Below are 12973 nucleotides of genomic sequence, written 5' to 3'. Positions count from 1 at the left end.
CCCGCCAGCAGGCCAGCTACCTGGCGGCGGTGTTGCCTAACCCGCGGGTGTGGAGTGCCAGCCATCCAACGTCGTATGTCGCGCGACGGGCGGCGTGGATTCGGCAGCAGATGAGTCAGTTGGGTGGCGACAGCTATTTGAATGAGCTGAACAACTCGCGCAAGGCGCCTTGGGCTGACTGACACCCCACAAAACAAAAGTGGGAGCGGGCTTGCTCGCGAAAGCGGTGTGCCAGTCAATACCTTAGGTGACTGATCCACCGCTTTCGCGAGCAAGCCCGCTCCCACATTTCGATCGCGCTGTCCTAGCTACCTGTGTCAGGCGGCGATCGACAGTTTCAGCTTGTTCATCGCACTCTTCTCGAGCTGACGAATCCGCTCGGCCGACACGTTGTACTTCTGCGCCAGGTCGTGCAGCGTGGCTTTTTCTTCTGCCAACCAGCGCTGGTAGAGAATGTCACGGCTGCGGTCGTCCAGCACTTCCAGCGCTTCGTGCAGGTTGTGATTGGAGTTGTCGCTCCAGTCGGCATCTTCCAGCTGACGCGCCGGGTCGTACCGGTGGTCTTCCAGGTAGTTGGCCGGCGATTGGAAGGCGCTGTCGTCGTCCGCTTCGGCGGCCGGGTCGAAGGCCATGTCATGGCCGGTCAGGCGACTTTCCATCTCGCGCACTTCACGTGGCTCTACGCCGAGGCTTTCAGCCACGCGATGCACTTCTTCGTTGTTCAGCCACGCCAGGCGTTTCTTCTGGCTGCGCAGGTTGAAGAACAGTTTGCGCTGGGCCTTGGTGGTCGCGACTTTCACGATGCGCCAGTTGCGCAGGATGAATTCGTGAATTTCCGCCTTGATCCAGTGCACAGCAAACGACACCAGGCGCACACCCATTTCCGGGTTGAAGCGCTTCACGGCTTTCATCAGGCCAACGTTGCCTTCCTGAATCAGGTCAGCCTGGGCCAGGCCGTAGCCGCTATAGCTACGGGCGATATGTACGACAAAACGCAGGTGGGCGAGCACCATCTGCCGAGCCGCCCCCAAATCCTGCTCATAGTAGAGACTCTCGGCCAGTTCACGCTCCTGCTCGGGCGTCAGCAATGGAATGCTGTTGACCGTGTGCACATAGGCCTCCAGGTTCGCACCCGGGACCAGAGCATAAGCAGGTTGCAAAGAAGTGGTCATACGAAAAAACCTCCGACTCACATAACTCGTGCAGTTCAGCACTGCGAAAATTGACCGGGAACCGTAGGACAAGTTCCCTAAACCACTGATACGGTCAATACAAACGAAACCACATTACCCTGACATTAACTACTTCGGTGCCAGCTCACGTAAATGCCGTGCGACCGCAATCCAAGCACCGATATACCCCAAGAGCACTGCCCCAAGCAACAATGACAGACCATCGGCTGCCGGCACGCCGGCCAGGGCAAAATCGCTGCCGTACAAACCGGCAAGCCCCACCACCGCATCGTTCAGCCAGTTCAGGCCAAAAGCCAGTACGCCCCAGGACAAAATTCCCGCACCGAAGCCATAAAGCGCGCCCATGTACAGAAAAGGCCGACGCACATAGCTGTCCGTGCCGCCGACGAGTTTAATCACTTCTATCTCGGTGCGGCGGTTTTCAATATGAAGACGAATGGTATTGCCTATCACCAAAAGCAATGCAGACACCAGCAACACCGTCAGGCCGAACACAAACCGGTCGCCCAGCTTGAGAATCGCGGCCAACCGCTCTACCCAGACTAGATCAAGTTGTGCCTGTTGGACCTTCGGCAGCTCTGCGAGTTTTTGTCGCAGGGCTTCCAGGGTGGTCTTGTCGACCTCGTTCGGGGTGACCAGCACCACGCCCGGCAGCGGGTTTTGCGGCAACTCCTTGAGCGCCTCGCCCAGGCCGGACTGTTGCTGGAACTCTTCCAGGGCTTGATCGCGGCTGATGTACTCAGCCTCGGCCACACCCGGAATGCCCTTGATCTGGTCGCGCAGGGACTCACCGTCCTGGGCGCTGGCATCCAGGTTCAGGTACAGGGAAATCTGCGCCGCCCGCTGCCACGAACCGCCAAGGCGCTCGACATTGTTCAGCAGCAATGACAAGCCCATGGGCAGGCTCAAGGCCACGGCCATGACCAGGCAGGTAAAAAAGCTGCCGATCGGCTGCTTGCCGAGGCGGCGCAGGCTGTCTACCAGGCTGGCACGGTGGCTTTCGATCCAGGCATGCACCAGGGTGCCGAAATCCGGGCCATCGTCTTCGTCGCGTTTTTTCTTCTGTGGCTGCGGGTCGGCCGCCTTTGGCGCGACGCGCTCGGAAACCTTCGGGCTGCGTGTTGCACTCATACCCCAGCCTCCCCGTCACCGATCAGGCGGCCGCGTTGCAGGGTCAGCATGCGGTGGCGCATGCGGGCGATCAGCGCCAGGTCGTGACTGGCGATCAGCACGCTGGTGCCCAGGCGGTTGATGTCTTCGAACACGCCCATGATTTCTGCTGCCAGGCGCGGGTCGAGGTTACCGGTGGGTTCGTCCGCCAGCAGCAAGGCCGGGCGATGGACGATGGCGCGGGCGATGCCGACGCGCTGTTGCTGGCCGGTGGACAGGTCGCCTGGGTACAGGTCGGTCTTGTCCGACAGCGCCACGCGCTCCAGGGCCGAATCCACGCGCTTGACGATTTCGGCCTTGGACAGACCGAGAATCTGCAACGGCAAGGCGATGTTGTTGAACACCGTGCGATCGAACAGCAACTGGTGGTTCTGGAACACCACGCCGATCTGGCGACGCAGGAATGGAATCTGTGCGTTGCTGATGGTTGCCAGGTCCTGGCCCGCCAGCAGCAGTTTGCCGGTGGTTGGGCGCTCCATGGCCAGCAACAGGCGCAACAAGGTACTTTTACCGGCACCCGAATGGCCGGTCACAAACAAGAATTCGCCGCGACGCACCCGGAAACTCAGCTCATGCAAGCCGACATGCCCGTTGGCGTAGCGTTTACCGACCTGTTCGAAACGAATCATGAACGCTCCCGCTCGGCAAACAGTGCCTGTACAAAGGGTTCGGCTTCAAAAGTGCGCAGGTCGTCGATGCCTTCACCGACGCCGATGTAACGAATCGGCAACCCGAACTGCTTCGCCAGGGCGAAGATCACACCGCCCTTGGCCGTGCCGTCGAGCTTAGTCAATGCCAGGCCGGTCAGTTGGACCGTCTGGTGGAATTGTTTGGCCTGGCTGATGGCGTTCTGGCCGGTACCGGCGTCCAGCACCAGCAACACCTCGTGGGGCGCGTCGGCATCGAGCTTGCCGATGACGCGGCGAACTTTCTTCAGCTCTTCCATCAGGTTGTCTTTGGTGTGCAGGCGACCGGCGGTATCGGCGATCAGCACATCAATGTTGCGCGCCTTGGCGGCCTGCACCGCATCGAAGATCACCGAGGCCGAATCAGCGCCGGTGTGCTGGGCGATGACCGGGATCTTGTTGCGCTCGCCCCAGACCTGCAATTGCTCCACGGCGGCGGCACGGAAGGTGTCACCGGCGGCGAGCATGACTTTCTTGCCTTCCAGTTGCAGCTTCTTCGCCAACTTGCCGATGGTGGTGGTCTTGCCGGCGCCGTTGACGCCAACCACCAGGATCACAAACGGCTTTTTCTGCGTATCGATGATCAGCGGCGCTTCCACCGGCTTGAGCATGTTGGCCAGCTCGGCCTGCAGCGACTTGTAGAGCGCATCGGCGTCGGTCAGCTGCTTGCGCGCGACCTTCTGGGTCAGGCTCTGGATGATCACGGCGGTGGCTTCGACGCCCACGTCGGCGGTCAGCAGCCGGGTTTCGATGTCCTCCAGCAGCTCGTCATCGATGGTCTTTTTGCCGAGGAACAGGCTGGCCATGCCTTCGCCGATGCTGGCGCTGGTCTTGCTCAGGCCTTGCTTGAGGCGGGCGAAGAAACCGGTCTTGCCGGTTTCGGCAGGAACAGCAGGCTCTTCGATGACTGCTGGCGCGGCGATGGCGACCGGAACAGGTTCGGCAACCATCGGTGCAGGCACCTCAACCACTGGCGGCGCTTGGACCACAACGGGCGCAGGCTCCACGAGGGCCGGAATCGGCGGCGCCACATGCGCGGCCAGCTCGTCTTCAACCAGTGCTACAGGCTCTTCTGCCACCGGCAACACCAGCCATGGCTTGTGCTCTGGCTCTGGCGCAGGTTCTGGCTCAACCACCGGCTGCAACACCGGCTCGGCCATCGGTAACACCACCGGGGCCGGGGTTTCGGCAACCGGTTCGGCTTCTACTATGGATTCGGGGATCGGTTCAGCTTGAACCTGCGGCTGTTCGACGACGGTTTCCTGCGGCTTTTTGCGCAGCCATCCGAACAGGCCTTTTTTCTCGCCAGCCGCAGCTGGGGTCTTCTTGTCGTCGTTGGAACCAAACATGGAGACGGCTATCTCAAGGTAGCGACGCGCCAGGGGGCGTGCCGGTAAATAAAATTCGATGCGTAACAGACTGTTTTTTAGCCAGCTCGTTCATGCGCAACATTTTGTAAGGCCTAAATAGAGCCTTAACAAGACAGCCATAGTGGCCGTCCCTAGGTCGGACCAGTATCCTAGCACCTCCTCGCCCGCCGACGCTAAGACCAAGCGGGCAGCCCAACAGGTTTAAAAACGAATGAATGCTCTAGCCCGCCGCGCCGCAGGCCTGCTGCTCAGCACAGTTTGTCTGCCCCTTTCAGCTTTGGCTGCCGACCCACAACCCACCCACGAATTCACCCTGGACAACGGCCTCAAGGTCGTCGTGCGCGAAGACCATCGCGCCCCGGTGGTGGTTTCCCAGGTCTGGTACAAGGTTGGCTCCAGCTACGAAACCCCGGGCCAGACCGGTTTGTCCCACGCCCTGGAACACATGATGTTCAAGGGCAGCGCCAAAGTCGGCCCCGGCGAGGCTTCGTTGATCCTGCGTGACCTGGGCGCCGAAGAAAACGCCTTCACCAGCGACGACTACACCGCTTACTACCAAGTGCTCGCCCGTGACCGCCTGGGTGTCGCCTTCGAGCTGGAAGCCGACCGCATGGCCAGCCTGCGCCTGCCGGCCGACGAGTTCAGCCGCGAGATCGAGGTGATCAAGGAAGAGCGCCGGATGCGCACCGACGACAACCCGATGTCCAAGGCCTATGAGCGCTTCAAGGCCATGGCCTACCCGGCCAGCGGCTACCACACGCCGACCATCGGCTGGATGGCCGACCTGGACCGCATGAAGGTTGAAGAGCTGCGCCACTGGTACCAATCCTGGTACGTGCCGAACAACGCCACCCTGGTAGTGGTGGGCGACGTAACCCCGGATGAAGTCAAAACCCTGGCCCAGCGCTATTTCGGCCCGATCCCCAAACGCGACGTCCCCCCGGCGAAAATCCCGCTGGAACTGGCCGAGCCCGGTGAACGCCTGCTGACTATGCATGTACAGACCAAACTGCCGAGCGTGATCCTTGGTTTCAACGTGCCGAGCCTGGCCACCGCTGAAGACAAACGCTCGGTCAACGCCCTGCGCCTGATCTCGGCCCTGCTGGACGGCGGCTACAGCGCGCGCATCTCGACACAACTGGAGCGCGGCGAAGAGCTGGTGTCCGGCGGCTCGTCGAGCTACGACGCCTACACCCGCGGTGACAGCCTGTTCACCCTGACTGCCACACCGAACCTGCAAAAGAAAAAGACCGTGGCCCAGGCTGAAGCCGGCCTTTGGCGCCTGCTGGATGAGCTGAAGGCCAAGCCACCGAGCGCTGAAGAACTGGAGCGTATCCGCGCCCAGGTCATCGCCGGCGTGGTTTACCAGCGCGACTCGATTACCAGCCAGGCCACTGCCATCGGCTCCCTGGAGACGGTGGGCCTGTCCTGGAAACTCATGGACACCGAGCTGGCCGAGCTGCAAAGCGTCACCGCCGAAGATATCCAGAAAGCTGCACGCACCTATTTCACCCGCGAACGTCTCAGCGTCGCCCATGTCTTGCCTGAGGAGACCGCTCATGAGTGAACGTAAAAACAACCGCCTGGTGCTGCCCGGCCTGATCGTGGTGACTTTGGCTGCGGCCTGCGCGGTGTATTTGCTGCGCCCCAGCGAATCCGTCGCCAGCCAGGCGCTGGAGCAGGCCAAGTCCGCCAACAAGCTGCAATCCCTGGCCGAGCTGGACGACAAGGCGCCGACCAACCGCAAGCTCGACGTGCAAACCTGGACCACCGCCGAAGGCGCCAAGGTGCTGTTCGTCGAAGCCCATGAACTGCCGATGTTCGACATGCGCATCCTGTTCGCCGCCGGCAGCAGCCAGGACGGCGCAACACCAGGCTTGGCGCTGTTGACCAACGCAATGCTCAACGAAGGCGTGCCGGGCAAGGACGTCAGCCAGATTGCCGCCGGTTTCGACGGCCTGGGGGCTGATTTCAGCAATGGCGCCTACCGCGACATGGCGCTGGTTTCCCTGCGCAGCCTGAGCGCCAGCGACAAGCGTGACGCCGCCCTGTCACTGTTTGACGACGTGATCGGCAAGCCGACCTTCCCGGCAGACTCCCTGGCGCGCATCAAGAACCAGCTGCTGGCCGGCTTTGAATACCAGAAACAGAACCCCGGCAAACTGGCGAGCATCGAGCTGTTCAAGCAGCTCTATGGCGACCACCCTTACGCCCATCCGAGCGAAGGCAACGCCGAGAGCGTGCCGAAGGTGACTCTCGCGCAATTGAAGGACTTCCACGCCAAGGCCTACGCCGCCGGCAACGCAGTGATTTCCGTAGTCGGCGATCTGACCCGCGCCGAAGCCGAAGCCATGACCGCCAAGGTTTCCGCGTCCCTGCCAAAAGGCCCGGCGCTGGCGAAAATCGCCCAACCGGTCGAGCCCAAGGCTGGCACCACACATATCGAGTTCCCGTCCAAGCAGACAACCCTGCTGCTGGCGCAACTGGGAATCGACCGTGCCGACCCGGATTACGCCGCGCTGTCCCTGGGTAACCAGATTCTCGGCGGCGGTGGCTTCGGCACCCGTTTGATGAGCGAAGTGCGCGAGAAACGCGGCCTGACCTACGGCGTATACTCCGGTTTCTCGCCGATGCAGGTACGCGGCCCGTTCATGATCAACCTGCAAACCCGCGCCGAAATGAGCGCCGGCACGCTGCGATTGGTGCAGGACGTACTCGCCGACTACCTCAAGACCGGCCCGACACAGAAAGAACTCGATGACGCCAAGCGCGAACTGGCCGGCAGCTTCCCGCTGTCCACCGCGAGCAACGCCGATATCGTCGGGCAGCTGGGCGCCATGGGTTTCTACAACCTGCCGCTGAGCTACCTGGAAGATTTCATGAAACAATCCCAGGCGCTGACCGTTGACCAGGTCAAAGCTGCTTTGAACAAACATTTGAGTGCCGACAAGATGGTCATCGTGACCGCCGGCCCGACGATTGCGCAAAAGCCACTACCGCCCCCCACTGATAAACCCGCCGAGCAACCGCTCGGGGTTCCGGAGCATTAATGGCCCGTCCATCCCGTCCCAAAAAACCTGTCCACAACGTTCACAACGGTGTGGGCCAACTGCGCATCATCGGCGGAGAGTGGGGCAGCCGTAAGCTGAGCTTCCCTGATGTCGTGGGCCTGCGCCCGACGCCAGACCGCGTGCGTGAAACCCTGTTCAACTGGCTCGCGCCGTATATCGCCGGGGCCAAGGTGCTGGACCCGTTCGCGGGTAGCGGCGCGTTGTTCCTGGAGTCGCTTTCCCGTGGCGCGGCGCTGGGCCAGGCGCTGGATGCCAGCAATGTGGCGGTCGCCAGCCTCAAGGAACACCTGGGCACCCTGCGTTGCACCACCGGGCAAGTGCAGACGGCTGATGCGTTGCGCTACCTGGAAACCCAGGAAGCCCGTGAGTTTGACGTGGTGTTTCTTGATCCGCCGTTCAACCAGAATCTGCTGCCGACTGTATGTGCGCTGCTGGAAGAGCGTCAGTGGTTGGCGCCGGATGCCTGGATCTACACTGAAAGCGAGACGGCACCGTCCACACTCGGCCTGCCGGGCACCTGGCGCCTGCACCGCGAGCAGAAATCCGGGCGGGTGTATTACGCGTTGTGGCAACGCACCGTGTAGGAGCGAGCTTGCTCGCGAAGATCGTTAACGATGACGCGGGAAACCAGGGGAACGCGGTGATCTTGAGTTTTTCGCGAGCAAGCTCGCTCCTACAATGATTGGAGCAAGCCCATTCGGCACCGAGAATTTCATGACTCCGCCCCTCGACCGCTTCACCCCCGCCTTCGGCCTCGGCAACCCGCACCTGCAAACGCTGTGGGGACCGCTGTGGCGCAAAACCACGCACATCGAACGCCAGCGCGAACGGCTGTGGCTGGCAGACGGCGATTTTCTCGACCTCGACTGGCATGGGCCGCATGACGCAACCACCCCGCTGGTGCTGGTACTGCACGGGCTGACCGGCTCGTCCAACTCGCCCTATGTAGCCGGCCTGCAAAAAGCCCTAGCAACCCAAGGCTGGGCCAGCGTCGCGCTGAACTGGCGTGGCTGCTCCGGCGAACCCAACCTGCTTGCCCGCAGCTACCATTCCGGCGCCAGTGAAGACCTGGCCGAAACCATCGCTCACCTGCGGGCCAAGCGCCCGTTGGCGCCGCTGTATGCGGTGGGGTATTCACTGGGCGGCAATGTGCTGCTCAAGCACTTGGGTGAAACCGGTGAAGCCTCCGGGCTGCAAGGTGCGGCAGCCGTGTCGGTACCGTTTCGCCTGGATCAGTGCGCCGATCGCATTGGCCTGGGCTTTTCTCGGGTTTATCAGAAGCATTTCATGCGCGAAATGCTGGCCTATATCCGCGTCAAACAAAGCCGGTTTCTCAAGGATGGCCGCGAGGCAGGCCTGAAAACCCTCGCCGACCTGGGCTCGCTGGAGAAGATGCGCACGTTCTGGGACTTTGACGGCCGCGTCACCGCGCCGCTGCACGGGTTCCTCAGTGCCGAGGACTACTACCGCCGCGCCTCCAGCCGCTATTACCTCGGGGGCATTCGCACACCAACCCTGATCATCCAGGCCGCGGACGACCCGTTCGTGTTCGCCCACAGCCTGCCCGAGGCCAGCGAACTGTCGGATTGCACCGAGTTCGAACTACTGGCCAAGGGCGGGCATGTGGGGTTTGTGGATGGCTCACTGAAGCAGCCAACTTACTACCTGGAACGGCGAATCCCGGAGTGGCTACTGACACAACGCCGATAAAAATGTGGGAGCTCCCACACTTTGGATCAGACCGGGTCAGGCAGACCTCAGTCGCCTGTTGCAACTTCCCGCTTTGGATCAGTGATCCACTCGCTCCACGACCCCGCGTACAACTTGCCCAACGGGTAACCCGCCAGGCACAGCGCAAACAGGTTGTGGCAGGCAGTCACGCCGGAGCCGCAGTAGGCCACCAGGTCATCCGGCGAGCGGCCTTGCAGCTTGGCGGCGAAGCGTTGCTTGAGCTGGTCCGCCGGCAGGAAACGGCCGTCGCTGCCCAGGTTTTCATTGAATGCGGCACATTGCGCGCCGGGGATATGCCCGGCAACCGGGTCGATCGGCTCCACTTCACCACGAAAACGCGGCTGGGCGCGGGCGTCGATCAGGGTCAGGCCGGGCTGGCCAAGGCGTTTCTGCAGGTGTTCGGCGTCCAGTTGCAGGTGGTTGTCCGGCGTGCCGCTGAAGGTGCCGGGCTCGATCACCGGTGCATCCAGGCTCAACGGGAAGCCCGCCGCGTGCCAGGCTTTCAGGCCGCCATCGAGGATGAACACGCCGTCGCGCTTGCCCAGCCAGGCCAGCAGCCACCAGGCACGGGCGGCATAGGCACCCGGGCCGTCGTCATACAAAACGATATCGCTGTCGGCGTTAACGCCCCATGCCCGCAGTTGCCGGATAAACGCATCCGGCGCCGGCAACGGATGGCGACCGGTCACGCCCTTGATTATCGGCCCGCTGAGGTGGCGCTCCAGATCGGCATACTGCGCCCCTTCGATATGCCCTTCGGCGTAGCTGCACAGGCCGTAGTCCGGGTCTTCCAGGGCAAAGCGGCAATCGAGGATTACCAGCCCGCCGGACTTCTGGCGCTCGGCCAGTTGCTGGGGGCTGATCAGTTGGGCAAGCGGCATGACTGACTCCTGTGGCTAGGTTAGCGTTCGGGAAACATCCTACTTCACTTCTTCCAGCGCCTGATTCAACGGCACGTAAAACTCTTTGAACAGTGCATCCACCGCGTCCTTGGCCTTGGGGGTGATAAACCCGGCTTCCAGCACCAGCACCTGATACACCCCGCGCTTGATCGCCTCAGCGCTCAGGTGCGTGGACTTTTCATTGGTGGTGCACAGGAAGCGCACCCATGAGGTGAGGATGATCCAGGCGTTGAGGGTCAGGGCTTCGGTTTGCACCGGGTCCATGTTCAGGATGCCGGCATCGACAAACCCCTGGTAGATGGCTGCGCCCTGGATCAGGCAGCGCTGGGAGAACCGCCGGTAGCCGGTGGCCAGCTCCGGGTCGCTTTCCAGCAGGTGTTCGAGGTCACGGTGCAGGAAGCGGTAGCGCCACATGCCGGCCAGCACCGCCTGCAGGTAGAAGCGCTTGTCTTCCACGGTCACCGCACGGCCCTGGGGCGGGCGCAGGAAACTGTCCACCAACGCTTCGTACTCACGAAACAGCACCGCGATAATCGCCTGCTTGTTGGGGAAGTGGTAGTACAGGTTGCCCGGGGAAATTTCCATATGGGCGGCGATATGGTTGGTGCTGACACTGCGCTCGCCCTGCTGGTTAAACAGCTCCAGGCTGGTTTGCACAATGCGCTCGCTGGTCTTTACTCGTGGTGCCATGGGAAATCAACTTCTAGACCCGTGATGGCGGCATCTTACGGACTATCCTTGTCCGGATAAATCGGCACGTTGTGCAATGTTATTTGACAATTTAGAGCAATGACTCTAAAAACTGAAGCATTCCAATAACAATCGGGAACTTCGCCATGTCTGCCAACGTTGCCTACCTGCAAGATTCCCAGGCGCTGGACCAGCTCCAGGAACTGTTCGACGCCCAGCGCCAAGCCTACGCCGCCAACCCGATGCCGCCGGCCACCCAGCGCCAGCAATGGCTCAAGGCCTTACGCGAGCTGCTGAGTGACGAACGCCAGGCGCTGATCAACGCCATCAGCAGTGATTTCAGCCACCGCAGCGCCGACGAAACCCTGTTCGCCGAACTGATGCCCAGCCTGCATGGCATTCACTACGCCAGCAAACACCTCAAGGGTTGGATGAAACCTTCCCGCCGCGCTGTAGGCATTGCCTTCCAGCCCGCGTCCGCCAAGGTCATCTATCAACCCCTGGGTGTGGTCGGGGTGATCGTGCCCTGGAACTACCCGTTGTACCTGGCCATCGGCCCGCTGGTGGGTGCATTGGCGGCCGGCAACCGGGTGATGCTCAAGCTCAGCGAATCCACCCCCGCCACCGGCCAGTTGCTCAAGGCGCTGCTGGCGAAGATCTTCCCCGAGGACCTGGTGTGCGTGGTGCTCGGCGAGGCTGAAGTGGGCATGGCGTTTTCCAAGCTGCGCTTCGACCACCTGCTGTTCACCGGCGCCACCAGCATCGGCAAGCACGTGATGCGCGCGGCGGCCGAACACCTGACGCCGGTCACCCTGGAACTGGGCGGCAAATCACCGGCGATTGTTTCCGCCGACGTGCCGCTCAAGGACGCCGCCGAACGCATCGCCTTCGGCAAGGCGCTGAATGCCGGGCAAACCTGCGTGGCGCCGGACTATGTGCTGGTGCCGGAAGACCGTGTAGACGGCTTCGTCGAGGCCTACAGCAAGGCGGTTCGCGGGTTCTATCCGACCCTGGCCGACAACCCGGACTACACCGCCATCATCAACGAACGACAGTTGGCCCGGCTCAACGGCTACGTGAAAGACGCCACCGACAAGGGTGCCACCCTGGTCCCGCTGTACGACCAGGGCCAGGACCGCCGCATGGCCCACAGCCTGCTGCTGAATGTCAGCGACGAGATGACCGTGATGCAGGACGAAATCTTCGGCCCGGTGCTGCCGATCGTGCCGTATCGCGGCCTCGACCAGGCCTTTGCCTACATCAATCAGCGCCCTCGCCCACTGGCGCTGTATTACTTCGGCTACAACAAGGCGGAACAGAACCGCGTACTGCACGAAACCCATTCCGGCGGCGTGTGCCTGAACGACACGTTGCTGCACGTAGCCCAGGACGACATGCCCTTCGGCGGCATCGGCCCGTCGGGCATGGGCCATTACCACGGCCATGAAGGTTTCCTGACGTTCAGCAAGGCCAAGGGCGTGCTGATCAAGCAACGCCTGAACGCGGCCAAGCTGATTTACCCGCCCTATGGCAAATCCATCCAGAAGTTGATCCAGAAGCTGTTCGTCCGCTAACAAACCCATCACCGGGATAACAATAAGAATGAACCCTAGCCTGACTGAATCACCCGCGCTGTCACGGCGCGGCGTCTTGAAACTCGGCCTGTGCGCCAGTGCTTTCCTGGCCACCGCCGGGCTGGGCGCCAGCCTCAGCGGCTGCTCCAGCAGCACCCCGGCCAGCGGCTTTGCGATGTTGCGCAGCAGTGACCTGCCGTTTTTGCGGGCAGTGATTCCGGTGCTGCTGGAGGGCGTGGCCAGCGCCGAGGTGGTGGTGGCTGGCATCGACGACACCCTGAAAAAGCTCGACTTCAGCCTGCAACACCTGTCACCCGAGATGTTCAAGCTGACCCAGCAACTGTTCGACGTATTGGGCATGGCCGTCACCCGTGGGCCGCTGACCGGGGTGTGGGGCGGCTGGGAAAACGCCAGCGGCGAACAGATCCGCAACTTCCTGCACCGTTGGGAAAACAGCTACCTGAACCTGCTGCGCATGGGCCAGGGCTCGTTGCTCAAGCTGGTGATCATGGCCTGGTATTTCCGCCCCGAGTCCTGGGCGCATTGCGGCTACCCCGGCCCACCGAAAATCTGATCTGCATCCCGA

General features: G+C 62.0%; 12 protein-coding genes and 1 pseudogene. 7 read left to right on the top strand and 6 right to left on the bottom strand.

The features are described 5' to 3' along the window. A pseudogene (gene mtgA / locus A462_RS03240) lies at positions 1 to 182 on the top strand (monofunctional biosynthetic peptidoglycan transglycosylase); the annotation flags it as partial. A 135-nt stretch (positions 183 to 317) separates the two neighbouring features. On the opposite strand, the gene rpoH reads toward mtgA, so the two are convergent. From rpoH to ftsY, 4 genes are all read right to left on the bottom strand, one after another. Then, a complete protein-coding gene (gene rpoH / locus A462_RS03245) occupies positions 318 to 1172 on the bottom strand; it encodes an RNA polymerase sigma factor RpoH (RefSeq protein WP_003176698.1) in 855 nt (284 codons plus the stop codon). Between the two features lie 129 nt (positions 1173 to 1301). After that, positions 1302 to 2324, bottom strand: a complete 1023-nt coding sequence (gene ftsX, locus A462_RS03250; protein WP_003213783.1) for a permease-like cell division protein FtsX — start codon at positions 2322 to 2324, stop codon at positions 1302 to 1304. Beyond that, on the bottom strand, positions 2321 to 2992 hold the full coding sequence (gene ftsE / locus A462_RS03255; RefSeq protein ID WP_003213784.1) for a cell division ATP-binding protein FtsE: 672 nt from the start codon (positions 2990 to 2992) through the stop codon (positions 2321 to 2323). Before ftsE ends, ftsX begins: the two co-directional genes overlap by 4 nt. After that, positions 2989 to 4398: a signal recognition particle-docking protein FtsY gene (gene ftsY / locus A462_RS03260; protein ID WP_008438974.1), complete on the bottom strand. Its 1410-nt coding sequence runs from the start codon at positions 4396 to 4398 to the stop codon at positions 2989 to 2991. The genes ftsE and ftsY overlap by 4 nt, the downstream gene beginning before the upstream one ends. Positions 4399 to 4630: 232 nt before the next feature. Here ftsY and A462_RS03265 point away from each other — a divergent pair, with 232 nt between their 5' ends. The 4 genes from A462_RS03265 to A462_RS03280 all read left to right on the top strand — a co-directional run bounded on the left by A462_RS03265 (position 4631) and on the right by A462_RS03280 (position 9200). Then, positions 4631 to 5986, top strand: a complete 1356-nt coding sequence (locus tag A462_RS03265; protein WP_003213786.1) for a M16 family metallopeptidase — start codon at positions 4631 to 4633, stop codon at positions 5984 to 5986. Beyond that, positions 5979 to 7469 (top strand): M16 family metallopeptidase, encoded by a 1491-nt coding sequence (locus A462_RS03270; RefSeq protein ID WP_003213787.1) that lies wholly within the window; start codon positions 5979 to 5981, stop codon positions 7467 to 7469. Before A462_RS03265 ends, A462_RS03270 begins: the two co-directional genes overlap by 8 nt. After that, the gene (gene rsmD, locus A462_RS03275) at positions 7469 to 8074 is read left to right on the top strand and encodes a 16S rRNA (guanine(966)-N(2))-methyltransferase RsmD (protein ID WP_003213788.1); all 606 of its coding nucleotides are present in this window, start codon (positions 7469 to 7471) and stop codon (positions 8072 to 8074) included. The genes A462_RS03270 and rsmD overlap by 1 nt, the downstream gene beginning before the upstream one ends. 130 nt (positions 8075 to 8204) lie before the next feature. Continuing rightward, positions 8205 to 9200, top strand: coding sequence for a hydrolase (locus tag A462_RS03280; protein ID WP_008438972.1), 996 nt, complete (start codon positions 8205 to 8207; stop codon positions 9198 to 9200). A 47-nt stretch (positions 9201 to 9247) separates the two neighbouring features. Here the strand turns inward: A462_RS03280 and A462_RS03285 are convergent, their stop codons facing one another. Both A462_RS03285 and A462_RS03290 read right to left on the bottom strand, forming a co-directional pair. Further along, positions 9248 to 10102, bottom strand: a complete 855-nt coding sequence (locus tag A462_RS03285; protein ID WP_008438971.1) for a sulfurtransferase — start codon at positions 10100 to 10102, stop codon at positions 9248 to 9250. Between the two features lie 39 nt (positions 10103 to 10141). Next, the gene (locus tag A462_RS03290) at positions 10142 to 10813 is read right to left on the bottom strand and encodes a TetR/AcrR family transcriptional regulator (RefSeq protein ID WP_003213791.1); all 672 of its coding nucleotides are present in this window, start codon (positions 10811 to 10813) and stop codon (positions 10142 to 10144) included. Positions 10814 to 10959: 146 nt separating this feature from the next. On the opposite strand from A462_RS03290, the gene A462_RS03295 reads away from it, so the two are divergent. Next, positions 10960 to 12387 (top strand): coniferyl aldehyde dehydrogenase, encoded by a 1428-nt coding sequence (locus A462_RS03295; protein WP_008438970.1) that lies wholly within the window; start codon positions 10960 to 10962, stop codon positions 12385 to 12387. A 28-nt stretch (positions 12388 to 12415) separates the two neighbouring features. Beyond that, positions 12416 to 12961, top strand: coding sequence for a hypothetical protein (locus A462_RS03300; protein ID WP_008438969.1), 546 nt, complete (start codon positions 12416 to 12418; stop codon positions 12959 to 12961). Positions 12962 to 12973: the final 12 nt, after the last annotated feature.

The sequence above is a fragment of the Pseudomonas sp. Ag1 genome, from assembly GCF_000278565.1.
GTDB lineage: Bacteria > Pseudomonadota > Gammaproteobacteria > Pseudomonadales > Pseudomonadaceae > Aquipseudomonas.
Note: the sequence above shows the minus strand (reverse complement) of the source record. Positions and strands in the feature narration are given on the sequence as shown.

Coding starts and splice junctions, on each gene's coding strand:
- ftsX (WP_003213783.1), bottom strand. CDS start 2,324: ATGAGTGCAACACGCAGCCCGAAGGTTTCCGAGCGCGTCGCGCCAAAG.
- A462_RS03300 (WP_008438969.1), top strand. CDS start 12,416: ATGAACCCTAGCCTGACTGAATCACCCGCGCTGTCACGGCGCGGCGTC.
- A462_RS03265 (WP_003213786.1), top strand. CDS start 4,631: ATGAATGCTCTAGCCCGCCGCGCCGCAGGCCTGCTGCTCAGCACAGTT.
- ftsY (WP_008438974.1), bottom strand. CDS start 4,398: ATGTTTGGTTCCAACGACGACAAGAAGACCCCAGCTGCGGCTGGCGAG.
- A462_RS03280 (WP_008438972.1), top strand. CDS start 8,205: ATGACTCCGCCCCTCGACCGCTTCACCCCCGCCTTCGGCCTCGGCAAC.
- A462_RS03290 (WP_003213791.1), bottom strand. CDS start 10,813: ATGGCACCACGAGTAAAGACCAGCGAGCGCATTGTGCAAACCAGCCTG.
- A462_RS03285 (WP_008438971.1), bottom strand. CDS start 10,102: ATGCCGCTTGCCCAACTGATCAGCCCCCAGCAACTGGCCGAGCGCCAG.
- A462_RS03295 (WP_008438970.1), top strand. CDS start 10,960: ATGTCTGCCAACGTTGCCTACCTGCAAGATTCCCAGGCGCTGGACCAG.
- ftsE (WP_003213784.1), bottom strand. CDS start 2,992: ATGATTCGTTTCGAACAGGTCGGTAAACGCTACGCCAACGGGCATGTC.
- rsmD (WP_003213788.1), top strand. CDS start 7,469: ATGGCCCGTCCATCCCGTCCCAAAAAACCTGTCCACAACGTTCACAAC.
- rpoH (WP_003176698.1), bottom strand. CDS start 1,172: ATGACCACTTCTTTGCAACCTGCTTATGCTCTGGTCCCGGGTGCGAAC.
- A462_RS03270 (WP_003213787.1), top strand. CDS start 5,979: ATGAGTGAACGTAAAAACAACCGCCTGGTGCTGCCCGGCCTGATCGTG.